Source organism: Embleya sp. NPDC050493, assembly GCF_044458105.1.
Lineage (GTDB): Bacteria > Actinomycetota > Actinomycetes > Streptomycetales > Streptomycetaceae > Embleya.
Genome location: NZ_JBITHP010000015.1, coordinates 103,206 through 124,350, shown reverse-complemented (window position 1 = coordinate 124,350; position 21,145 = coordinate 103,206). Strand labels below are relative to the sequence as shown.

General features: G+C 71.8%; 11 protein-coding genes and 1 tRNA gene. 9 read left to right on the top strand and 3 right to left on the bottom strand.

Going from position 1 to position 21,145, the window contains the following annotated elements:
* The first annotated feature begins 78 nt into the window (after positions 1 to 78).
* The 8 genes from topA (at position 79) to ACIBM5_RS26935 (ending at position 14,230) form a co-directional block, all read left to right on the top strand.
* Positions 79 to 2,949: a type I DNA topoisomerase gene (gene topA, locus ACIBM5_RS26970; protein ID WP_396009191.1), complete on the top strand. Its 2,871-nt coding sequence runs from the start codon at positions 79 to 81 to the stop codon at positions 2,947 to 2,949.
* A gap of 184 nt (positions 2,950 to 3,133) precedes the next feature.
* Positions 3,134 to 6,334: a dTMP kinase gene (gene tmk / locus ACIBM5_RS26965; protein WP_396009190.1), complete on the top strand. Its 3,201-nt coding sequence runs from the start codon at positions 3,134 to 3,136 to the stop codon at positions 6,332 to 6,334.
* 285 nt (positions 6,335 to 6,619) lie between these two features.
* Complete coding sequence (locus ACIBM5_RS26960; RefSeq protein ID WP_396009189.1) at positions 6,620 to 7,804, top strand: DNA polymerase III subunit delta'; 1,185 nt, start codon at positions 6,620 to 6,622, stop codon at positions 7,802 to 7,804.
* Between the two features lie 764 nt (positions 7,805 to 8,568).
* Positions 8,569 to 9,666 carry an alpha/beta hydrolase gene (locus ACIBM5_RS26955; protein ID WP_396009188.1) on the top strand — a complete coding sequence of 366 codons (1,098 nt, stop codon included), beginning with the start codon at positions 8,569 to 8,571 and terminating at the stop codon, positions 9,664 to 9,666.
* 106 nt (positions 9,667 to 9,772) lie between these two features.
* Positions 9,773 to 11,404, top strand: coding sequence for an alpha/beta hydrolase (locus ACIBM5_RS26950; protein ID WP_396009187.1), 1,632 nt, complete (start codon positions 9,773 to 9,775; stop codon positions 11,402 to 11,404).
* Positions 11,405 to 11,690: 286 nt separating this feature from the next.
* A complete protein-coding gene (locus tag ACIBM5_RS26945) occupies positions 11,691 to 13,241 on the top strand; it encodes an alpha/beta hydrolase (protein ID WP_396009186.1) in 1,551 nt (516 codons plus the stop codon).
* Positions 13,242 to 13,322: 81 nt separating this feature from the next.
* Positions 13,323 to 13,396: transfer RNA gene (locus ACIBM5_RS26940), tRNA-Thr, on the top strand.
* Between the two features lie 66 nt (positions 13,397 to 13,462).
* Positions 13,463 to 14,230, top strand: a complete 768-nt coding sequence (locus ACIBM5_RS26935) for a DUF4365 domain-containing protein (protein WP_396009185.1) — start codon at positions 13,463 to 13,465, stop codon at positions 14,228 to 14,230.
* Positions 14,231 to 14,309: 79 nt separating this feature from the next.
* On the opposite strand, the gene ACIBM5_RS26930 is transcribed toward ACIBM5_RS26935, so the two are convergent.
* Complete coding sequence (locus ACIBM5_RS26930; protein WP_396009184.1) at positions 14,310 to 15,458, bottom strand: Dyp-type peroxidase; 1,149 nt, start codon at positions 15,456 to 15,458, stop codon at positions 14,310 to 14,312.
* A gap of 160 nt (positions 15,459 to 15,618) precedes the next feature.
* Between ACIBM5_RS26930 and ACIBM5_RS26925 the strand changes: the two genes are divergently transcribed.
* Positions 15,619 to 16,926, top strand: a complete 1,308-nt coding sequence (locus ACIBM5_RS26925) for a nitrous oxide reductase family maturation protein NosD (RefSeq protein WP_396009183.1) — start codon at positions 15,619 to 15,621, stop codon at positions 16,924 to 16,926.
* A gap of 37 nt (positions 16,927 to 16,963) precedes the next feature.
* On the opposite strand, the gene ACIBM5_RS26920 is transcribed toward ACIBM5_RS26925, so the two are convergent.
* Together ACIBM5_RS26920 and ACIBM5_RS26915 are read right to left on the bottom strand one after the other, a co-directional pair.
* Positions 16,964 to 17,764 carry a hypothetical protein gene (locus ACIBM5_RS26920; protein WP_396009182.1) on the bottom strand — a complete coding sequence of 267 codons (801 nt, stop codon included), beginning with the start codon at positions 17,762 to 17,764 and terminating at the stop codon, positions 16,964 to 16,966.
* 133 nt (positions 17,765 to 17,897) lie between these two features.
* Complete coding sequence (locus ACIBM5_RS26915; protein WP_396009181.1) at positions 17,898 to 20,651, bottom strand: SdrD B-like domain-containing protein; 2,754 nt, start codon at positions 20,649 to 20,651, stop codon at positions 17,898 to 17,900.
* Positions 20,652 to 21,145 lie beyond the last annotated feature (494 nt).

Below are 21,145 nucleotides of genomic sequence, written 5' to 3'. Positions count from 1 at the left end.
TGTGAATACGAATCCCCGAGTACGGCCTTGCCCAACCGGGCACGGCCGCTGCCGACGACGATGGAGAGAGAAGCGAAGGTGTCCCCGAGCAGCGAGACCGCGCGCGACGGCCTGAGACTCGTCATTGTCGAGTCCCCGGCCAAGGCGAAAACGATCAAGGGCTATCTCGGCCCCGGTTACGTGGTCGAGGCGAGCGTGGGACACATCCGCGACCTGCCCAACGGCGCCGCCGAGGTACCGGCGGAGTACGCCGGCAAGCCGTGGGCCCGACTCGGGGTCGACGTCGACGCCGACTTCGAGCCGATCTACGTGGTCAACGCGGACAAGAAGTCCCAGGTCGCCAAGCTGAAGAAGCTCCTCAAGGACGCCGACGAACTCTTCCTGGCGACCGACGAGGACCGCGAGGGCGAGGCCATCGCGTGGCACCTCCTGGAAGTGCTCAAGCCCAAGGTGCCGGTGCACCGCATGGTGTTCCACGAGATCACCAAGGACGCGATCCGCAACGCGGTGAACAACCCGCGTGAGCTGAACCAGCGACTGGTCGACGCGCAGGAGACCCGCCGCATCCTCGACCGCCTCTACGGCTACGAGGTCTCGCCGGTCCTGTGGAAGAAGGTCGGCCCGCGCCTGTCGGCCGGCCGCGTGCAGTCGGTGGCCACCCGCCTGGTGGTCGAGCGCGAGCGGGAGCGCCGCGCGTTCACCTCGGCCTCGTACTGGGACCTGCTGGGCGTGTTCGGCACCGGCCGGGCGGGCGACCCCACCGACCCGAGCACGATGAACGCGCGCCTGGTCTCGCTGGACGGCAAGCGGGTCGCCTCCGGTCGCGACTTCGGCCCGGACGGCAAGCTCAAGAACGCCGGCGTGCTCCAGTTGGAGGAGTCCGGCGCCCGTGCGCTGAGCGCGGCGCTGGAATCCGCGTCGTTCACCGTGCGCGCCGTCGAGCGCAAGCCCTACCGCCGCTCCCCGTACGCCCCGTTCCGCACGACCACCCTCCAGCAGGAGGCCTCGCGCAAGCTCGGCTACGGCGCCAAGCGCACCATGCAGATCGCCCAGAAGCTGTACGAGAACGGCTTCATCACCTACATGCGTACGGACTCCACCACGCTGTCCGAGACGGCCGTCACGGCCGCCCGGGCGCAGGTGCGCGAGCTGTACGGCGCCGAGTACGTGCCGGACGCGCCGCGGGTCTACGCCGGCAAGGTCAAGAACGCGCAGGAGGCGCACGAGGCGATCCGTCCCTCGGGCGAGAGCTTCCGCACGCCGGCCGAGACCGGGCTGTCCGGCGACGAGTTCCGGCTGTACGAACTGATCTGGATGCGCACCGTCGCGTCGCAGATGAAGGACGCGGTCGGCCAGTCGGTGACCGTGCGCATCGGCGGCATCGCGCAGGGCGCGGACCTGCCCGGGCGCGACGCCGAGTTCACCGCGAGCGGCAAGATCATCACCTTCCACGGCTTCCTCAAGGCCTACGTGGAGGGCTCGGACGACCCGGACGCGGAGCTGGACGACCGCGAGCGGCGGCTGCCGATGGTCACCGAGGGCGACGCGCTCAGCGCCGACGAGCTCACCCCGGAGGGCCACGCGACCAAGCCGCCGGCCCGCTACACCGAGGCGTCGCTGATCAAGGAGCTGGAGGACCGGGAGATCGGTCGCCCCTCGACGTTCGCGTCGATCGTCGGCACCATCCTGGACCGCGGCTACACCTTCAAGAAGGGCACCGCGCTGGTGCCCTCCTTCCTCGCCTTCGCCGTGGTCGGCCTGCTGGAGGGCCACTTCGCCACGCTGGTCGACTACGACTTCACCGCGAAGATGGAGGACGACCTCGACCGGATCGCGCGCGGCGAGACCGAGGCCGTGCCGTGGCTGCGCCGGTTCTACTTCGGCGACGAGAGCCGGCCCGACGAGGACCACCTCGGCGGCCTCAAGGCCCTGGTCACCGACCTCAGCTCGATCGACGCCCGCGAGGTCAACTCGTTCCCGGTCGGCGAGGGCATCGTGCTGCGTGTGGGCCGGTACGGCCCCTACGTCGAGCGCGGCGAGCGGCGCGCGGACGTGCCGGACGACCTGCCGCCGGACGAGCTGACCGTGGCCAAGGCCGAGGAACTGCTCGACAAGCCCAGCGGCGACCACGAGCTGGGCATCGACCCGGTCAGCGGGCACATGATCGTGGCCAAGGACGGGCGCTACGGCCCGTACGTGACCGAGGTGCTGCCCGAGCCCGAGGCGCCCGCCGCCCCGGCACCGGCCGCGGACGGTGCCAAGCCGGCCAAGAAGACCGCGAAGAAGGCCGCCGCGAAGAACGGCCCCAAGCCGCGCACCGCGTCGCTGTTCAAGTCGATGGCGCTGGACACCGTCACCCTGGACGACGCGCTCAAGCTGTTCACGCTGCCGCGCGTGGTGGGCAAGCACCCGGAGACGGGTACCGAGATCACCGCGCAGAACGGTCGCTACGGCCCGTACCTCAAGATGGACACCGACTCGCGCTCGCTGGAGACCGAGGACCAGCTGTTCACGGTGACCCTCGAGGAGGCGCTGGCCATCTACGCCCAGCCCAAGGCGCGCGGGCGGGCCGCGGCCAAGCCGCCGCTGAAGGAACTGGGCACCGACCCGGTCAGCGGCAAGGCGGTCACGGTCAAGGACGGCCGGTTCGGCCCGTACGTGACCGACGGCGAGACCAACGCGACGCTGCGTGCGGACGACTCGGTCGAGACGATCACCCCCGAGCGGGGCTACGAGCTGCTCGCGGACAAGCGGGCCAAGGGCCCGGCGAAGAAGACGACCAAGAAGGCGGCGGCCAAGAAGGCCCCGGCGAAGAAGGCGACGGCGACGAAGACCGCCGCGAAGAAGACGGCGGCCAAGAAGCCGGCCGCCGACGGCAAGACCACGAAGTCGGCCGCCGCGAAGGCGACGGCGAGTGCCGGCGCGAAGAACGCGGCCGACAAGGCGTGAGGCGACAAGACTGAGGTAGGGATATCTCGGTACGTTTCGACCAGGCGGCGCCGGCGGGATCCGGCGCCGCCTCGGTCGGTTCCGGCGACGACATCGGGCCCTGTGCTACGGTCCGCCGCCGGAGCACGGGGGATCCGGCCGAGGTTGCCGTTTCCCGTCAGGTGACGACGTTAGGGTTCTCCGTATGACGCACGCGGAGCAGCAAGCGCCGGATTCGGCGATACCGCCCCGTCAGGTCGAACCGACAGAGGGCATCGGGGGCGTGCTGAGCATCCGCCCCTTCCGCCGCTTCTGGTTCGCGGTCGCGGCCTCCGCGCTGGGCGATTGGCTCGCGTTGCTGGCGCTGACCTCGGCCGCGCTGTGGACCGTCGAGGGCGACTACCGCAAGCACGCCACCGCGGTCGCGGTGGTGTTCGCGCTGCGGATGTTGCCGGCCGCCGTGGTCTCCTCGGTGGCGGGCGCGATCGTGGACCACCTCGACCGGCGTTGGACGCTGGTGACGTGCGACGTGATCCGGGCCCTGGTGCTCGTGTCCGTGCCGTTCGTGGACAAGTTGTGGTGGGTCTGGGGCGCGACCGCGGTGGTCGGTGTGGTCGGCGCGCTCGCCGGACCCGCCCGCGACGCCACCGTGCCCAACCTGGTGCCGCGCCAACGGCTGGGCACCGCCAACCAGTTCAACCTGGTCACCTCCTACGGCGCGGCCCCGGCGGCGGCGCTGCTGTTCATCCTCGGCGCGCTGATCGGCACCGCCTTCTCGCACGACGTGTCGATGTTCGTCGAGCACCCCTCGAACCTGGCCTGCTACACCGCGGGCGCGGTGTTCCTGCTCGCCTCGGTGTTCGCCTTCCTGATCCGGATGCCCACCCGCGGCCGCTCGGTCAGCACCCGGCGACCCAACCCCTTCAAGGTGCTCGCCGACGGCCGCAGGGTGTTCGGGCACGGGCGCACCGCGCGCGGCCTGATCGTCGGGATGATCGCGCTGTTCCTGGCGGGCGGCGCGCTGGTGGCCACCGCTCCGCTGCTGGTGGCCGGCCTGCATGCGGGCAACGCGGCCTACGGCACGGTGTTCCTGATGCTCATCGCGGGCGTCAGCGCGGGCATGTTGTGGGGCCCGAGGGTGGTGCCGGCGTTCAGCCGACGTCGGCTGTACGGCATGGCGGTGATGTTCGCCGGACTGACCCTGCTGATCCTGGCCGCGGTCGCCAACGTGGTGGTGGCCGCCGTACTCGCCGCCGTGCTCGGCGTGTTCGCGGGCGTCGCGTGGGTCACCGGATACACCATGTACGGCCTGGACTTCGGCGAGGACCTGCGGGCCCGGGCGTTCGCGTTCGCGCAACTGATCGTGCGGATCGTGCTGTTCGTGGCGCTGGTCGCCGGGCCGATCGCCGCGGGCTACCTGGGCATGCGCTCGTGGGTGATCGCGGACCGGTTCACCTTCGACTACAACGGAGCCGCGCTGGTCCTGGCCGGCACGGGCGCGTTCGTGGTGATCCTGGGCTGGGTCGCGCTGCTGAGCGTGGACGACCGGCGCGGCGTGCCGATCCTGCGCGACCTCGCCGCGGCCACCCGCAACGAGGACCACATCACCGGCCGACCGGCCGGAGCCACCGGCTTCTTCATCGCCCTGGAGGGCGGCGAGGGCGCGGGCAAGTCGACCCAGGCCAACGCGATCGCGGCCTGGATCCGGGCCAAGGGACACGAGGTCGTGGTCACCCGCGAGCCCGGCGCGACCGAGGTCGGCAAGCGGCTGCGGGCGATGCTGCTCGACCTGGACGGCGCTCCGGTCGACCCGCGCACCGAGGCGCTGCTGTACGCGGCGGACCGCGCCGAGCACGTGCAGACCGTGATCCTGCCCGCCCTGCGGCGCGGCGCGATCGTGATCAGCGACCGCTACATCGACTCCTCGATCGCCTACCAGGGCGCCGGTCGCGGCCTGGGCGCGCGGGAGATCGGCCGGGTCTCGCGCTGGGCCACCGACGGGCTGCTGCCCGACCTGACCATCCTGCTCGACCTGGACCCCTCGGTGGGACACGGCCGCTTCACCGAGGCGCCCGACCGCCTGGAGTCCGAGCCGCGCGAGTTCCACCTGCGGGTGCGGCACGCGTTCCTGGACCTGGCCGCGCACGACCCCGACCGCTACCTGGTGGTGGACGCCGACCAGGAGCCGGACGCGGTCACCACGCCGATCCGGCACCGGCTCGACCGCGAACTGCCGCTGTCCGAGCAGGAGAAGCGCCAGGCGCTGGAGCTGGCCAAGCGCATGCGCGAGGAGGACGCCCGGCGCAAGGCCGAGCAGGCCGCCCGGGACGCGGAGAAGGCCGCGCTGATCGCCCGGCTGCGGGCGGAGAGCGAGGAGCGTCAGCGCCAGGCCGAGCAGGCCCGGCTGGAGGAGGAATCCGCGCGGCTGGCCGAGGAGGAGCAGCGGCACGCCGAGGAGGAGGCCCGCCGGATCGCCGCCGAGGCGGACGAGCGGGCCCGTGCCGCGGCCGAGGCGGCCGAGGAGGCCCGGCTGCACGCCGAGGCCGAGCGCCGTCGGCTCGCGCTGGAGGCCGAGCGCCGGGCCGAGGAGCAGCAGCGGGTCGCCGAGGAGGCCAAGGCCCGGGCCGAGGAGGCTCGGGTGCGCGCCGAGGAGGAGGCCGAGCGCCGCGACGAGCAGCGCCGCCGGCTGGAGGAGGCGTCCGCGCTCCAGGCCGAGCAGGCCAGGGCCGATGCCGAGGAGGAGCGCGAGGCGGCTCTGGAGCGGCAGCGGTTGGCCGAGGAGGAGCGCGACCGGTTGCAGGCCGAGGCGGCCCGCGACGTCGAGCGCATGCGGGCCGAGGAGGCGATCCGGGTCGCCGACGAGCGCCGGGCCGCCGAGGAGCGCCGGCGGGCGGAGGACGCGCTGCGCCGGGCCGAGTCGGATCGCCGCCGGGCCGAGCGGGAGGCGTCGCGTGCGGCCGAGGCCGCGGCGTCCGCCCAGGCCCGCGCCGCGCAGGAGGCCGCCGCGCTGGCCGCGGAGGCGGGTCCCTCCCGGGACGGCGACATGGTCGAGACGCCGGTGCACGGGATCCGGCGGCCGGACCCGTCGATGGCGGACACGCCCGTACACGGCATCCCGAAGCCGCCCGCGGACGACGCCGACACCACCGAGTTGCAGCAGATCCGACTGCGCGAGGCGGCCGAGGACACCCGGGAGATCCCGCAGGTGAACCTGGACGAGACGCACGCACTGCCCACGGTCGTGCCGCCGCCGGCGGAGCCGGGCGATCACACACTGGCCGACGACCTGCTCGGGCCGTGGACGGCCGGCCCGGACGCGGACGACGCGGAAGCGGCGGACGCGGGTACGCCCGACGAGTCGGGCGAGCCGGGGCGCAAGCGGCGCTGGCGTCGTAACAAGGCCTGACGCCCGGGCCTGATCACGGGGCTTGATCACGGGGTCTGACGCCGGGGCCTGACACGGCCCTGGCGTCCGGTCGTCGGGTGGGTCTTGTCGGTCCGGTCGTCGGCCGCGGAGTGTCGGTTCGGCCCTCGGGCGGGCCTGGTGGTCCGGTCGTCGGTCGGGCTCCGGCGGTCGGGCTCCGACGGCCCGGCCTCGGTCGGGTCCGTCCGAGGGTGACGTGGCCTCGATTGTCACGTCACCCCGGTACGGTCGTATCGGGGGTACACCGGATCGAGGAGACAAGAGCGCGTGACCGTCTGGGACGACCTCGTCGGGCAGGATCGCGTCGCCGAGCAACTGCGCACGGCCGCCGGCGCCGCCCGGGCGGTCCTCGCGGGCGAGGGCGTCGGCGGGATGACCCACGCGTGGCTGTTCACCGGCCCGCCCGGGGTCGGCACGGCGACCGCCGCGCGGGCGTTCGCGGCGGCGCTGCAGTGCGTCAGCCCGGACCTGGCCCTGGGCGCCGAGCCCGGCTGCGGGCACTGCGACGGTTGCCACACCGCGCTTACCGGGACGCACGCCGACGTCGACGTGGTCGCCACCGAACTGCTCTCGATCGGCGTCAAGGAAACCCGCGACCTGGTCCGCCGCGCGGCCATGACGCCGGCGGGCGGGCGCTGGCAGGTGATCATCCTGGAGGACGCCGGCCGGCTCACCGAGGGCGCGGGCAACGTACTGCTCAAGGCGATCGAGGAACCCGCCGACCGTACCGTGTGGCTGCTGTGCGCACCGTCCCTGGAGGACGCGCTGCCCACGATCCGCTCGCGCTGTCGCAATGTGGCACTGCGTACGCCTCCGGCCGGCGCGGTGGCCGATCTGCTGATGCGCCGGGACGGAATCGACCCGGCGATGGCTGCGTTCGCGGCATCCGCGTCCGGCGGCGACATCAAGAGCGCACGCCGGTTGGCACTGGACGAACAGGCGCGTGGACGCCGGGCCGACGTGCTGCGGATCCCGATGGTGGTCGGCGACATCGGCCTGGCGATGGCCGCGGCACAACGGCTGGTGGACGCCGCCGCCGAGGACGCGAAGCAGGTCGCGGCGGACCTGGACGGTCGCGAGACCGAGGATCTGCGGGCCGCACTGGGGGCGGTCGGCGGTGGCCGGATGCCCAGCGGCACGGCCGGCGTGATGAAGGAACTGGAGAACAAGCAGAAGAAGCGGGCCACCCGCACCCAGCGGGACTGCCTGGACCGGGCACTCGTGGACCTGACCGCGTTCTACCGGGACGTACTGGCACTGCAACTGCGCGCGGCCGTGCCCCTGGCCAACGACGTGCTGCGCGCGGACCTGGACACGATCGCCCGCTCCTCCACCCCGGAGGCGACACTGCGCCGGATCGAGGCGATCCTGGCCTGTCGGCGGGCGATCGACGCGAACGTGGCGCCCCTGCTGGCCGTCGAGGCGATGGTGCTGACACTGCGGACGGGATAGGCCGGTCGGTCGGGGCGAGCGCTTCCCGGCCTCGGCGCCGGCTCGGCCGACTGCCGCGTCGCGCGTCCGCTCGGTGGTCGGGTGGGGTCGGCGTGGTCCGTGTTCGTGCTGCTCGTGCGCTGCGCTCGGCCCGTTCGGTCGTCCGCTCGACGGGTGCGTCGGAAGGCCGTCCGGTTGTTTGCGGGTGTGTTCGGTTCGGGCCTTCACTCCTTGGAGCGGAGGTGCTCTTCGGGCGGAACCCGGAACCCCCGCTCGGACGTCATCGTGGGAGAGTTCGCGGGAACATTGTGGCTGGTGAGGTTCGGAAGGACGGTGCGGGGTTGCGTTCCGTGACCAGGACGCTCAAAGGTCTGCTGATCGCGGTGACCCTCGGGGCGGTTGTCGTTCTCGTGCTGAGAGCGCGCAAGTCGCGTGGTGCGGCCGACCCGGCCGAGAGCCTCTCGTCGACCGATTCGGCAGCTGATTCGGCAACCGATTCGACAGCCGGTCCGACGGACGGTGCGAAGGCCGATCCAACGGAGGTTCCGGCGCGACCGAAGGCCGGTCCGAGGGGCGAACCGGGGTTCCGGGCCGCCATGTCGACGCCGGCCGAGGTGCGGGGTGGGACGTCGAGCCGGCCCGGGCCGATCGCGCCCGTTGCGCCCGATGCGCCCGTCGCTCCGGCCGCGCGGGTCCGTGCGGCCGAGTCGACGAACGCGCCCGAGCGGACGAGTGCTTCGCAGTCGCCCCGGATTCGAGCCGAGGCGCCGCTGCCGTTCGCGCCGGTGGAGCTCACCTCGTCCGCGCCCGCGGGTCTGGCTCGACACGAGTCGATGCGCGTTGCCGAGCCCCGGCCGATCGGGGCCGACCCGGCGTCCGTTCGTCGTAAGCGTGGGGTGCGCTCGCCGCTGGGCATCGGGCTGCTCGCGCTGGCCGTGGTCGCGGCGGGTGTCGGCGGCACCTTCGCGTACAAGGGCATCTCCGACGACGACAAGCAGAACGTAGCGTCCTCCACCGGCGCCGACCCGTCGGTCGAACCGTCCGCCACGTCGGCCCAACCCAAGGCCGCGCCACAGAAGTTCACCAAGGTGGGCGCGAAGTCCGGTGGCACGCTGAACAGGACGACCCTCGCGGGCGGCCGGTCCGGAGTCACCGCCGATGTGTGGGTCTGGCTGCCGCCGGGCTACGACAACGCCGCCAACCAGGGTCGCAGTTACCCCGTACTGGTCACCCAGTCCGCGCTCCCGGGCATCGAGTCGAACAGCTTCGTGGACGACTCCGTGCCGTTCCTGACCAAGCTCGCGGCGGCCATCGAGGCCGGTACGGTCCCGCCGTACATCGTGGTCGCGCCCGAACTGATGCCGTACTCGAAGCAGGATGCGGAAGCCGGTCGGACGGCGGCCAAGGACACCGAGTGCAGCGACATCCCGAACGGGCCGAAGATGGCCACCTTCCACAACGAGGACGTGCGCGAGGCGGTGCTGGCGACCTACCGCGCGAGTGCCGACCGCGCCTCGTGGGCGCTGATCGGGGACGGCTCGGGCGGCCTGTGCTCGGTCAAGTACGCGTTGCAGTACCCGCAGTACTACGCGGCGGCGGTCAGCCTGTCCGGCCGGACCACGCTCAAGTCCCCGCTGTGGGGCGCCGATGCGGCGGCGAAGACGGCGAACGACCCGGTCAGGCTGCTCGACGCGCGGCCCGACGTACAGATCCTGCTCTCCGGTCACACCGGCAGCACGGGCAGCGAATTCGCCGCCAAGGCCAAGGCGCCGACGTCGGTCAAGGCGATCCCGGGCGCCGGCGGAGCCTCCGGCGACATAGTGCGTCAACTGCCCGAGGCACTCGCCTTCCTGGGGCGCAACACCCGGACCCCGGCGGCATGACGCGACGCGGCGGGATCGGACCGGGCGCCCCGGGGCGGGCGCGCGTGGCCCGGGCCCGCCGCGTACCGTTCGTGCGTGAGTGTCCGTTCGATGGTAGGCAGTACGCGTGAAACGAATATCCCGGGTGGGACTCCTCGGCCGTGCGATTCCGGTCGCGCTCGCCGTCGCGACAGTCGCGAGCTGTACGGTCGCGTCCGATCTCGGTGATGCCGCGGGTGGCGCCCGATCCGGCCCGGCCCGGCCCACCGCGGCCGGTGCCAAGGGACCGGCCACGCCCGGTGACCCCGATCCCCGGCTGACGCGCTTCTACACCCAGCAGCCCGCCTGGAAGGCGTGCGAGAGCGACGACCCCGACGAGCGCAGCCAGGCCAAGGCGTTCCGCTGCGCGACGTTCACCGTGCCGCTCGACTACTCCCGGCCGACCGGCAAGACCATCGACATCGCGGTCACCCGCAAGACCGCGGGCAAGCCCGGGCAGCGGATCGGCTCGCTGCTGCTCAATCCCGGCGGTCCGGGTGGCTCCGGGGTCGAGGCGGCGTGGTGGATGGCCGAGGACACCATCGGCAAGCCGCTCCAGGACGCCTACGACCTGATCGGCTTCGACCCGCGCGGGGTCGAACGCAGCGCGCCGGTGAAGTGCATGACCGACGCCGAGCGGGACGCGTACGTGGCGGAGGACCTGCCCGAGGATCCGGTCCGGGCCGAGGCGCGGGCCAAGGAACGGGAGAAGACCTACGCGGCGGAGTGCCAGAGCCGGTCCGGCGAACTGCTGCCCTACGTCGGCACCGACAACGCCGCACGCGACATGGACGTCCTGCGCGCGGCCCTGGGTGACGAGAAGCTCAACTACATCGGCTTCTCCTACGGCACCTACCTGGGCGCCACCTACGCGGAACGCTTCCCGAGCCGCACCGGGCGACTGGTCCTGGACGGAGCGGTGGACCCGGCCGCGGACAACCTGAGTGCGTCGGTCGAGCAGCAGGTGGGCTTCGACCGATCGTTGCGCCGCTTCGCCGAGGACTGCGCGGGGCGTTCGGGCTGCGCGCTCGGCAACGACCCGAAGACCGCGCCGACCAGGGCCGCCGACTTCCTCGACGGTCTGCAGGAGAACCCGCTCACCGGCCGGGGCGGCCGCAAGCTCACCTCCAGCCTGGGCTGGACCGGCGTGATCAGCCTGCTCTACGGCGACAAGGACACCGCGTGGAAGTACCTGCGCGACTCGCTCGCCGACGCGATCGTGCGCAAGTCGCCGGACGCGCTGCTGTTCTACGCCGACAACTACAACGGGCGGGACGAGGAAGGGCACTACGACAACAGCTCGGACGCGTTCATCGCGATCGGCTGTGCGGACGGGTCCGGGGACGCGCCGACGCCGCAGCAGGTACAGGCCGCGCTGACCCGGCTCAAGGCCGAGGCGCCGCTGCTGTCGCGCGATGTCACCGCCGAGGACCTGACCGGGCAGAGCTGCGAGGACTGGCCGTTCAAGTCGCCGGCGAAGCCGCACACGATCCGCGCGCAGGGCAGCGCGCCGATCCTGGTGGTCGGGACGACGGGTGACCCGGCCACGCCGTACGCCTCGGCCGAGAAGCTGGCGAGCCAGCTGGCCGACGCGACGCTGCTGACCTTCGAGGGCGAGGGGCACACGGCGTACGGCGGCAACAGCACGTGCGTGGACGGGGCGGTGGAGGGGTTCCTGCTGCGGGGGACCATGCCGGCGAAGGGGAAGCGGTGTAGTTGATCGGGCGGCTGCGTTGCCGCGTGACCGCGTGACCGCGTGACCGCGTGACCGCGTGACCGCGTGACCGCGTGACCGCGTGACCGCGTGACCGCGTGACCGCGTGACCGCGTGACTGCGTGACTGCGTGACTGCGTGACTGCGTGACCGCGTGACCGCGTGACCGCGTGACCACGGGACCGCGGGACCGCGGGACCGCGTCGTCGCGTCGTCGGGAGTATCGCCGGGTTGCGTGGTTACCCTCCCCTGAGGTGCACGGTCGTACTGGGCTAGCTGAGGAGCGGGTCGCATGATGCGGGGTTCGTGCGCGAGGGTCGTCGCGGCGGTGGTCGGCCTGCTCCTGGTGGCGGGCTGCGAGTCGGGATCGTCGGCGAAATCACCAAACCGGGTCGCGGACTCCGCCAAGGCGCCCGCGACCGCCGACCCGGACGGCACGCCCACCGACAAGGCGCCGCCGACCGCCGCGGTCGAGCCGATCGGGTGGACCGCGTGTACCGGCGGCTTCCAGTGCGGCACGCTCCAGGTGCCGTTGGACCACGCCAAGCCGGACGGCCCGAAGATCAAGCTCGCGGTGATCAAGAAGCCCGCCGGCGGCCCGAATCGCATCGGTTCGCTGGTGCTCAACCCGGGCGGTCCGGGCGGCTCCGGTCTGGACTTCGCCCAGTACGCGGCCCTCAGGTATCCGGCCGACCTGCGCAAGCGCTTCGACATCGTCGGCTTCGACCCGCGCGGCGTCGGCCGCAGCACGGCGATCGGCTGCCTGACCGACAACGCGATGGACACCTTCACCCAGCTCGACGCGACACCGGACACCCCCGCCGAGGAGCAGGCCTGGCTGGACGGCACCGGCGCCTACGGGCGGGCCTGCGCAAACAGGTCGAGCGATCTGCTGGGCCACGTGAGCACCGTGGACGCGGCGCGCGACATGGACCTGCTGCGTGCGGCCCTCGGCGACGAGAAGCTCTACTACGTGGGCGCGTCGTACGGGACCTTCCTCGGCGCGACCTACGCCGAGCTGTACCCGAGCCGGGTCGGCCGGCTGGTCCTGGACGGCGCGATGGATCCGAGCCAGTCGGCGGTGGCCGCCAACAAGGTGCAGGGCGGCGGCTTCGAGACGGCGCTGGCGGCGTTCCTGGACAACTGCGTCGGCGGTGGCTCGTGCTCGCTCGGCGCGACCCGCGCGGCCGGCCTGGCCAAGATCCGCGGCCTGCTCGAACAACTCGACGCGCGCCCGCTGCCCGGCGACGCCACCCGCAGGGTCACCGAGTCGATCGCGACCACGGGCATCCTGTCGCCGCTGTACTCCAAGGACCAGTGGCCGGACCTGCGGCAGGCGCTGGAGGCGGCACTGCGCGGCGACGGGCAACCGCTGCTCGAACTCAACGACCAGTACTACGAGCGCGGCCCGGACGGAAAGTACAAGAACCTGATGGCCGCCAACGCGGCGGTGAACTGCCTGGACGCGCCGCCGGCCGCCACGTCCCGGGAGGACGTCGAGCGCGAGCTGCCCGGCTACCTGGCCGACTCGCCGACCTTCGGCCGCAACCTCGCCTGGGCCGGCCTGACCTGCGCCTCCTGGCCGATCCCGCCGACCGGCCGGCCACACCCGATCAGGGCCGAGGGCGCCGCCCCGATCCTGGTGGTGGGCACGACCCGGGACCCGGCCACCCCATACACATGGGCCCAATCCCTGGCCGGCCAACTGGCCTCCGGCACCCTCCTGACCTACGACGGCGACGGCCACACCGCCTTCGGCCGAGGCAGCGACTGCATCGACCGCACGGTGGTCGACTACCTCACCCAGGGCACCGTCCCCACCAAGGGCAAGACCTGCCGCTGACCCCCGACAAACGCGCGTGTGGACCACCCCGACGGGTGTGTACACTCATTCCCTGTCGCCACCTTCGAGGTGGAGAGACAAGCCGCCTTAGCTCAGTCGGCTAGAGCGACGCACTCGTAATGCGTAGGTCAAGGGTTCGACTCCCTTAGGCGGCTCCGTGAAACCCCAGGTCGGGCAGGCTGCCGACCTGGGGTTTTCTGCTGGTCCGGGTGGGGGGCTGGATGCCGAAGGTGCCGGAAAGTCGGCGCGTCGCGCGCATGGCTGTCAATGAGGTCCGGGCGCTGCTGGAGCGGCACGGCCACATCGTGCAGGAGATCGACGGTGGCAACGACCACGGCGAGGATCTGCACGTCACCTTCGTCCGGAATGAACAGCGGACGGAGGATTCCCTGGCCATTCAGGTGAAGGGCGGCGTCTCGACACGAACGAGAAAGGGTCACCGCATTCCCGTCGGTGACCACGGGAGCAACTGGCGTGACGGCAGCCTCCCGGTGCTCTGTGTGGTGCACGATCCCGAGCGAGGCGGCCTTTTCTGGGCCAACGCGACCCGTCAGCTCCGTCGGGCTCGTGCGCTGCGCAAGACGCCGAAGTCCATCGTCGTCTCCCGGCACTTCGTGTTGAACGATGCGCACATCGACGCATTCGTGGAGGGCATGCGCCACTATCTGATTCGAGAACGCGAGGGTGTCGGCAGGTGGGCGGACATGGCGGATGTCGAATTCGCTCCCGAGGACATCGTCAAGCCGTTCCAGAACGAGTACGGCGAGCCCATGGTCTTCTGGCAGCGGCGTGGCGAGCCGTTCGCGGTTCTTCTTCACCACGACCTGGACTGGGACCCGGTGCCCGTTCAGGAGCGGATGCTTCGCTTCGAACCGATTCCGTCGATCGGCAACGTCATTCTCAATACCGCGGAAGCGCACTGGCTCATGGGGTGTTTCAAGTCCACGGAATGGTGGCGACGCCCGATCGGGCAGTCCGATCCTGCGTGACCCGCGTCGGATCTGCATAGGTTACCGGGGTCATCCGGCCCGGGTCGGTACGTTTCCGACCCGGGCCCTGTGTTGTTCCTCAGGCGTGGAGACGGGCGCCGAGGGGTTCGCCCTCGGGGGTGCCCGGGAGGATGTAGGCCACTGCCGATGAGCGGTGTTCGAGGAATGGGTTCAGGGCGTCTCGGGCCGACAGGCGGGTCTGGACGCGGGTGAACAGGGCCGGGTCGCGCATGTAGGCGCAGAAGAGCAGGCCGCGGTCGGTGGGGCCGTCGTCGTAGTTGTAGCTGCGGCGGAGCATGCGGGCTCCGGCGTCGAGGCGGGGGCTGGTGAGGCGGACGTGGGCCGTGACCGGGATGACGTAGGAGCCGTCCGGGTGCTTGGCGTAGATGTCCGGGTCGTCGTGTTCGGTGGTGCCGGTCAAGGGGACGCCGTCGGTGGCTCGGCGGCCGATCATCTTGTTTTGGTGGTCTTGGGGGATGGCCGCGAAGCCGGCTACGTCCATGTGGATTTTGCGGAACACCAGGGTGGTCGCGTGTTCGTGGGCTCCCGGTGGGCCCCAGACCCAGCGCCCGGCGGTCGGGTCGTCGGGGTTGGCGGTGCCGTCCTTGAGGCCGAAGAGGTTGCGCGGGGTGATGCCCGGTGGGGTGTGGGGCAGGAAGCCGGATTGGGTCCAGCGGGGGACGGCGCCGGCGGACTGTGCGGCGGCGGTGGCCAGTTCGGCGACGATGGTGAGCGTCCAGCGGTCGGCGGCGCAGAGTTGGAGGAGTATGTCGCCGTTGCTGCGGGCCGGGTCCAGGCGGTCGCCGGGGAAGGCGGGCAGGTCGGCCAGCTCGGCGGGCACGTTCAGGGCGAGGCGGGTCGCGAGGGCGGGGCCGACGCCGACGACGCAGGCGAGGCGGGTCGGTTCTCCGGTGTGCAGGCGCGGGTCGGGCAGTGTGCCGGCGGCCGCGCCGGACAGGGTGTGGGTCAGTTCGGTGAGGATGTTGCGCAGCGTCTCGCGGTCCGCGCCGGCGGTCGTCGGCGGGATGTCGAAGGAGAGTATGTGGGTGGCGGGTAACTGAGGCCCCGTCACACCGGCTTGGCGCGGGCCGTGGAAGGGGATCGCGGCCGCCGGCGGGGCGCCGGACGCGGTGTCGCGGCGCTGTGGTCGGCTCGCCTTCGGTTCCGCCGCCGCGCCGACCGCCGCGGCCAGCGCCGCTCCGGTCGCGAGCAGGGCTCTGCGTCCCAAACCGGATGTGGCAGGTCGCGCCTGCTCCTGTCGACTTTCCGGGTCGGTATGCATGGGCGACATTGCAGACGATAGAACACCTGTCATGCAACTCCTGCCTCCGCAAAGCTCGTTACGTCCATGGACGTCCCGACCTGTCGTCCTTCGGACGCGGACGACGATGCTGCGCCACCTGTCCCTGGCGCTCGTTTGTCTCGCGCCGACGGTCGCGGCCTGCTCGTCGTCGACGGACGCCGAACCGTCCGCCGGGAAGCACCCCGCCGGGAACGTGCTTCGTGTGCCGCAGGACTTCCGCACCGTGCAGAAGGCGGTGGACATCGCTCGTGAGGGCGACACGGTGCTGGTCGGCCCCGGCGTATATCGCGAGAGCGTGCGGGTCACCAAGCCGCGCGTGGTGCTGCGCGGCACGGATCGCAACACCGTGGTCTTCGACGGGGGTGTGCGGCTCGCCAACGGCATCACCGTCACCGGCGCCGGCTCCGTGGTGGAGAACCTCACCGTCCGCGGCTACCTCGCCAACGGCGTCCTGTTCACCGGGGTCACCGACGAGCGACTGCAACAGCGAGGCGCGGGCGGCTCGGCGTACAACCCGCTGGACACCACCCGCTTTCCGATGGTGCAGGGGTTCCGGGCCACCAAGGTGACGGCGTACAACAACGGGCTCTACGGCATCTACGCCTTCGACGCGCGCGGTGGCGTCATCGAGGACTCGTACGCGTCCGGGCAGGCCGATTCCGGGATCTACGTCGGCCAGTGCAAGCCGTGCGACACGCTGGTGCGCGGTAACACGGTGGAGCGCAACGCGGTCGGCATCGAGATCACCAACGCCTCGGAGGGCCTGTCGGTGCTCGGCAACCGCGTCGTCGGCAACCGGGTCGGCGTCACGGTGAACTCCAACGACCTGGAGGCGCTCGCGCCACAGCACGGCGCGGTGATCGCCGGCAACGTGATCACCGACAACAACGCGTCGGACACGCCCGAACAGGCCGACGGCGGCTTCGGGATCGGCATCGGGATCGGTGGCGGCCAGGAGAACCGCATCGCGCGCAACCTGATCCGGGGCAACCGCTCGGCCGGTGTCCTCGTCACCGACCCGGCCGGCCACCCGGCCGTCGGCAACCGGGTCGAAGGCAACCGCGTCACGGACAACGGTGCCGACCTGGTCACGGCCTCGGCCGACGCCGGCAACTGCTTCACCGGCAACTCCCCCGCGACGCAGAGCCCGAACGGCCTGGAGGACATCGCCGGGTGCGGCGTCGCCCCTCGGCGTGCCGTCCCGGCGGGTCGGGCCGTGCCCGTCCAGCCGCCGCCCGGTGTTCCGTTCCACGCCGTGCCCGCCCCGCCCGCGCAACCCTCGATGCCCGACCCCGCGGTGCCCGGCCGGCCGGCGATCGACCTGCCCGGCGCCGTCGATCCCGACCGCTACCCGCTGCCGACCGACGCCGCCGCGATGCCGCAGCCGGGATGAGCCGGGCCGGCGTACACCGGTGTGGCGGGGAGCAGGCTCAACCGGCGACCCACGGCGCTTCGGGCATGCGCGCCCTGTCGTCGCGTCCGGTGATCTCGACGGTCGTCGGGGTACCCAGGCCCGGCATGCGCATCGTCACCCGCCGCAGCCCGCCGTCACCATCGACCCAGTACGTCAGCGGCGACAACTCGCCGTCGGTCGCCCCGCCGCGCGCGGCGTCCTGGGCACGTGGGCCGGCGAACCTGTCGTAGTCGCGACCCTGGATGCGATCGCTGCCCAGCCATCGCGCCCCGGACTGCGCGAGCAGCAGCGGATTGTCGGGCCGGTCCGCGCCGAGCCCGACCAGCAGGCGGAGCCCGGAGTCCAGGGGGTCCGCGGTGTAGGCGCGCGAGGACCAGCCCTGGCGGGGGATGCGCTCGGCCTGCTCCCAGGGCGGACCGCCGGCGCCCTGCGGTGGCGGTGCCAGGCCCAGCCCGCCGCCGTCCCAGACGATCAGGCCGCGATCGACTCGGCCGCCGGCTCCGGTGACCTCGTAGCCGCCCACGCCCCGGTGGTTGCGGTAGTCCACGACCCCCTCGACCCGGATCGAGACACCGCCGCCCTCGTCGGCGGTGAGGGTCATCGCGACCGGACTCGCCTGAAACAGCGTGAGCCGCGACAGCGCCAGGCGCGACGCCTCGTCGACGGTCACCGCCCGGTCCCTGTCGCCGCCGTCGGAGAGCGCCCGATGGACGGCCAGGCCACCTGCCGTCGTCCCGCCCAGCGCGACCGCCGCCAGGAGCGCGAACCAGAGCCGCCGCCGACGCGGCGGGCGGTCGCCGGTCTTCTTCCGGGCCATGCGGATGCCTTCCTCACGTCGATCAACACACGGGCGGGTTCGTGAACCCTCGGTCCACGAACCCGCCCGATCCATCTCTTTCGACAGCCGGGGCCCGGCGTCCGGTCTCGAACCCGGGCCGCCGAGCCCGGAGTTACCGCTGCCGGACCCCGCGCCTGCGGAACAGCACCAGCGCCCCACTGCCGAGCGCGATCATCGCCGCCGAGACGCCGAAGACCAAGGGCAGGTTCCCGCCCAGACCGGTACGGGCCAGCGGCCCCGAAGAGCCGCCGTGGTTCCCACCCGACGTGGTCGGCGTGGCGGATGCCGTAGGCGTACTCGTCGGCGGAGGCGTCGTCGGCGGAGGCGTGGTGGGCAGCAGTCGGTTGACCGCCGTCACCTCGACTCCGACGTCGAGATTCTGCGCGTTCAGCACCAGCGGGCCGAGCACCGGTTTCTCCGGAGGGGCGTAGCCCTGGGGTGGACTGATCTCCTTCCAGAAGTACGTCCCGGGCAGCACGTCGCGTTTGCAGCCGCCGTCGGTCCCGGTCGTGCAGGGCTCACCGACCTTCGTATCGGGAGTGGTGCCGTCGGACTGCAATCCGTCGGTCCCGTTCGTCTCCCGCCACAACTCGAACTTCGCCCCGGCCAGCGCCTTGCCGTCCTGGTCGTGTTTGACCAGGCGCACCGCGCCTTCCTGTTGGCGGAATCCGAAGTCGAACGTGTGATCGTTCTCGCCCGGTCCGCCGGTGGTCAGCGCCCGTTCCGGGTAGCGCCCGCCGGGCGGGACCTTGCCCTTGGAGTCCACGAAGCGGTTGTCGCCGACGCCCTCGTCGGTCGGCACCCACTGGTACAGCGGTCCGTTCGGCGCGTAGTCGGCCGGGTTGTCGATCCGGATCGTGTACTTGGTTTTCGGCTTCAGACCGCCGGTCACGTTCGAGTCGTCGAAGTAGTACTCACCGCGCGGTGACGTCTTCGTCGTCCCGACCACCTTGCCGGACTCGTCGTAGAGGTTGACCGTGGCGCCGGGAACCGGACGCTGACCCGGGCTCTGGATGCCCTTGCGCTCGGGGTCGTACCAGACCCGGTTTCCGATCTGGAGCGGCGCCTGGTCGCAGAGCACCTCCAGGTCGCCCATCGAGGCGCCCTTGCCGAAGGAGGCGTTGCCCTCGGTGTTCAAGCGCAGGCCCGCGGCGGGCTGCCGCGTCCCGTCGCGCTTGGTGAACATCGTGCCGGCGCCCCACGCCGTGTCGACGGGGTCGACACCGGCGGTCGCGACGAACTCCTCCACCTTCGACAGCGCGAGGCCGGCGTAGGCGGCGTTCGGGTGGCCGCCGCCCATGGTGTTGACGTCGAAGAACCTGGTTCCCCGCGGCGTCTTCCCACAGCCGGTATTGGTGTCCATGACGTACTTGCCGTCGGACAGGCACGCCTTGTTCAGGTCGCCGCCGGCCACCATGGCAATGGCGGTCGTCGGGTCTCCGGGCCGTGCGTACGCCGTGGTGCGGTCGGTGAACCGGTCGCGGAACGCCAGCAACATCGAGCCGTCGGTCTCGAAGGCGATGTCGGCCAACTCGGGTTCGGGGTTGGCCATGGCGCCGCTGCACGGCTGCCCGTTCTGCTGCGTGGGGAACGTGTCCGTCCACGGGAACCAGCCCGCCCCGGAGCAGGCCCCGCCGAGCGTGGCCTTGCGCGGGTAGTCCAGGGGCTGGTTCAGCACGGCCTTGCCGAAGACGCCTGTCGCCGGGTCGAAGGACAGGACCACGGCGCGCAGGTCCGAGACCTTCCCGGTCGACTCGCCCGAGCAGACGCCGCCGACGTATCCGACTCCGTCCTGCAGGCCCAGGCCGAAGGGACGCCAGTCGCCCGAAGCCGGGCAACCGGGGTCCGGGATGGCGTAGGAGGCCACCGGGGCCGTCGCGGACGGCAGGGTGGCGTCGTAGCGGTACAGCTTGCGGTTGTCGAGGTTGACCACGAACAGGTCGCGGCCGTCGTCGGAGACCTCCAGGTCGCCCAGACTCTCCTTGCCCGGCGCGGCGAGGAAGGCGTTGTCGCTGGCGCCCACGCCGTGTGCCGAGGATCCGGCGTTCGGGACGGTGGTGAACAACGACGTCGTCTTGCGGGCGACGTCGGTCACATAGATGCCGCCGGCGCCGCCGGGACCGTAGATCGTGTCGCGCTTGGCCAGCGCCGAACTGAACAGGCGCTTCCCGGGCTTGCTCCAGCCGATGCCGTAGAGATTGCCGGTCTCGGCGTTCGTGGACAGATCCGTCACGTTCGTGTTGACGCCGCGTGCGCTGTAGGGGAACGTCACCAACGTCCGCTTGGACGCCTGTTCGTTCGTCGCGGGCTGGCATGCGGTCGCCAGCGGCGCGTTCTTCTGGCAGTAGTCGCCCGGGCTCCACAACCCCGTCGTGTACGCCACATGCTTGCCGTTGCCGAGGTCGACGAACTCCTCGTTGCTGCTGAGTTGGTTCGGTGCGCCGTCCAGGCCCTGCCGCGAGGCGAACGCCGGAAACAGCACACCCGGCTTCGGATTCACGACCTGGACTCGGTACTTGCCCGCCGTCGACCGAGCCGTACCGGGCGCGAGGGTGACCGTGCCGTCGGCGGCCGTCACACCGGTGACCTTGGCGCCCTCGTCATTGGTGAGGTTCACCGTGACGCCGCCCAAGCCCGGCTCCAGAGCGGGACTCCACACGCCGGTCGTGTCCACGGCCCGCACCACCCGGACCGTCACGGAGCCGTCGTCCGTCTGCGGATACGCCGGCGCCGCTGCCAGCGCCAAACCGCCGAACCCTACGGCGAGCGCCGCGAGGCCGCCCATGGAGCGACGCGCGGGTAACGCCGAGCGCAGTCGGCCCCGCCCCTGCGCGGCGCCGCCCGTCCGTTCACTGAAAGGTGTCATACCCACTCTCATCATCTGAAAGGGCCGGACGTGCGATCCCGCAGGGACCCCCCCACGGATCAGCCGCAGCCCATCTTGTTGGGCGAAGCCTAAAGGGGATTCGCCAACTGCATGACGACAAGCCGAAGTTGACGTTGAAACGGATTCCGCCACGATCTCGGCGACCGCGTTGTGCCGATGGGAAGTCCCGTCGGACGACAAGGACGAATCCGGATTCCTCGGGCGGCGACCACCGCCACGGCCACGCACCAGGCCGTCGGCTTCGCCGTTGTTCTCGGGCGGAGCGAAGTCGGCCGAGCGGCCCGCCGGCCGGAGGGATCCGCCGGTCGCCCGTAATCCGACCTCGATCGCCACCTGGGCGGGTGTTCCTGGCCATGCCCTGCTGGGCGCGAGGGCGTTCGGGCGCCGCGTTGTGCCCCGCGTGTGGGAACTGCGGCCGGGCGACCCGCGATGCGTCCTGCCCACGCTCGTGTCACGAGTCCGGCATCGCGCCG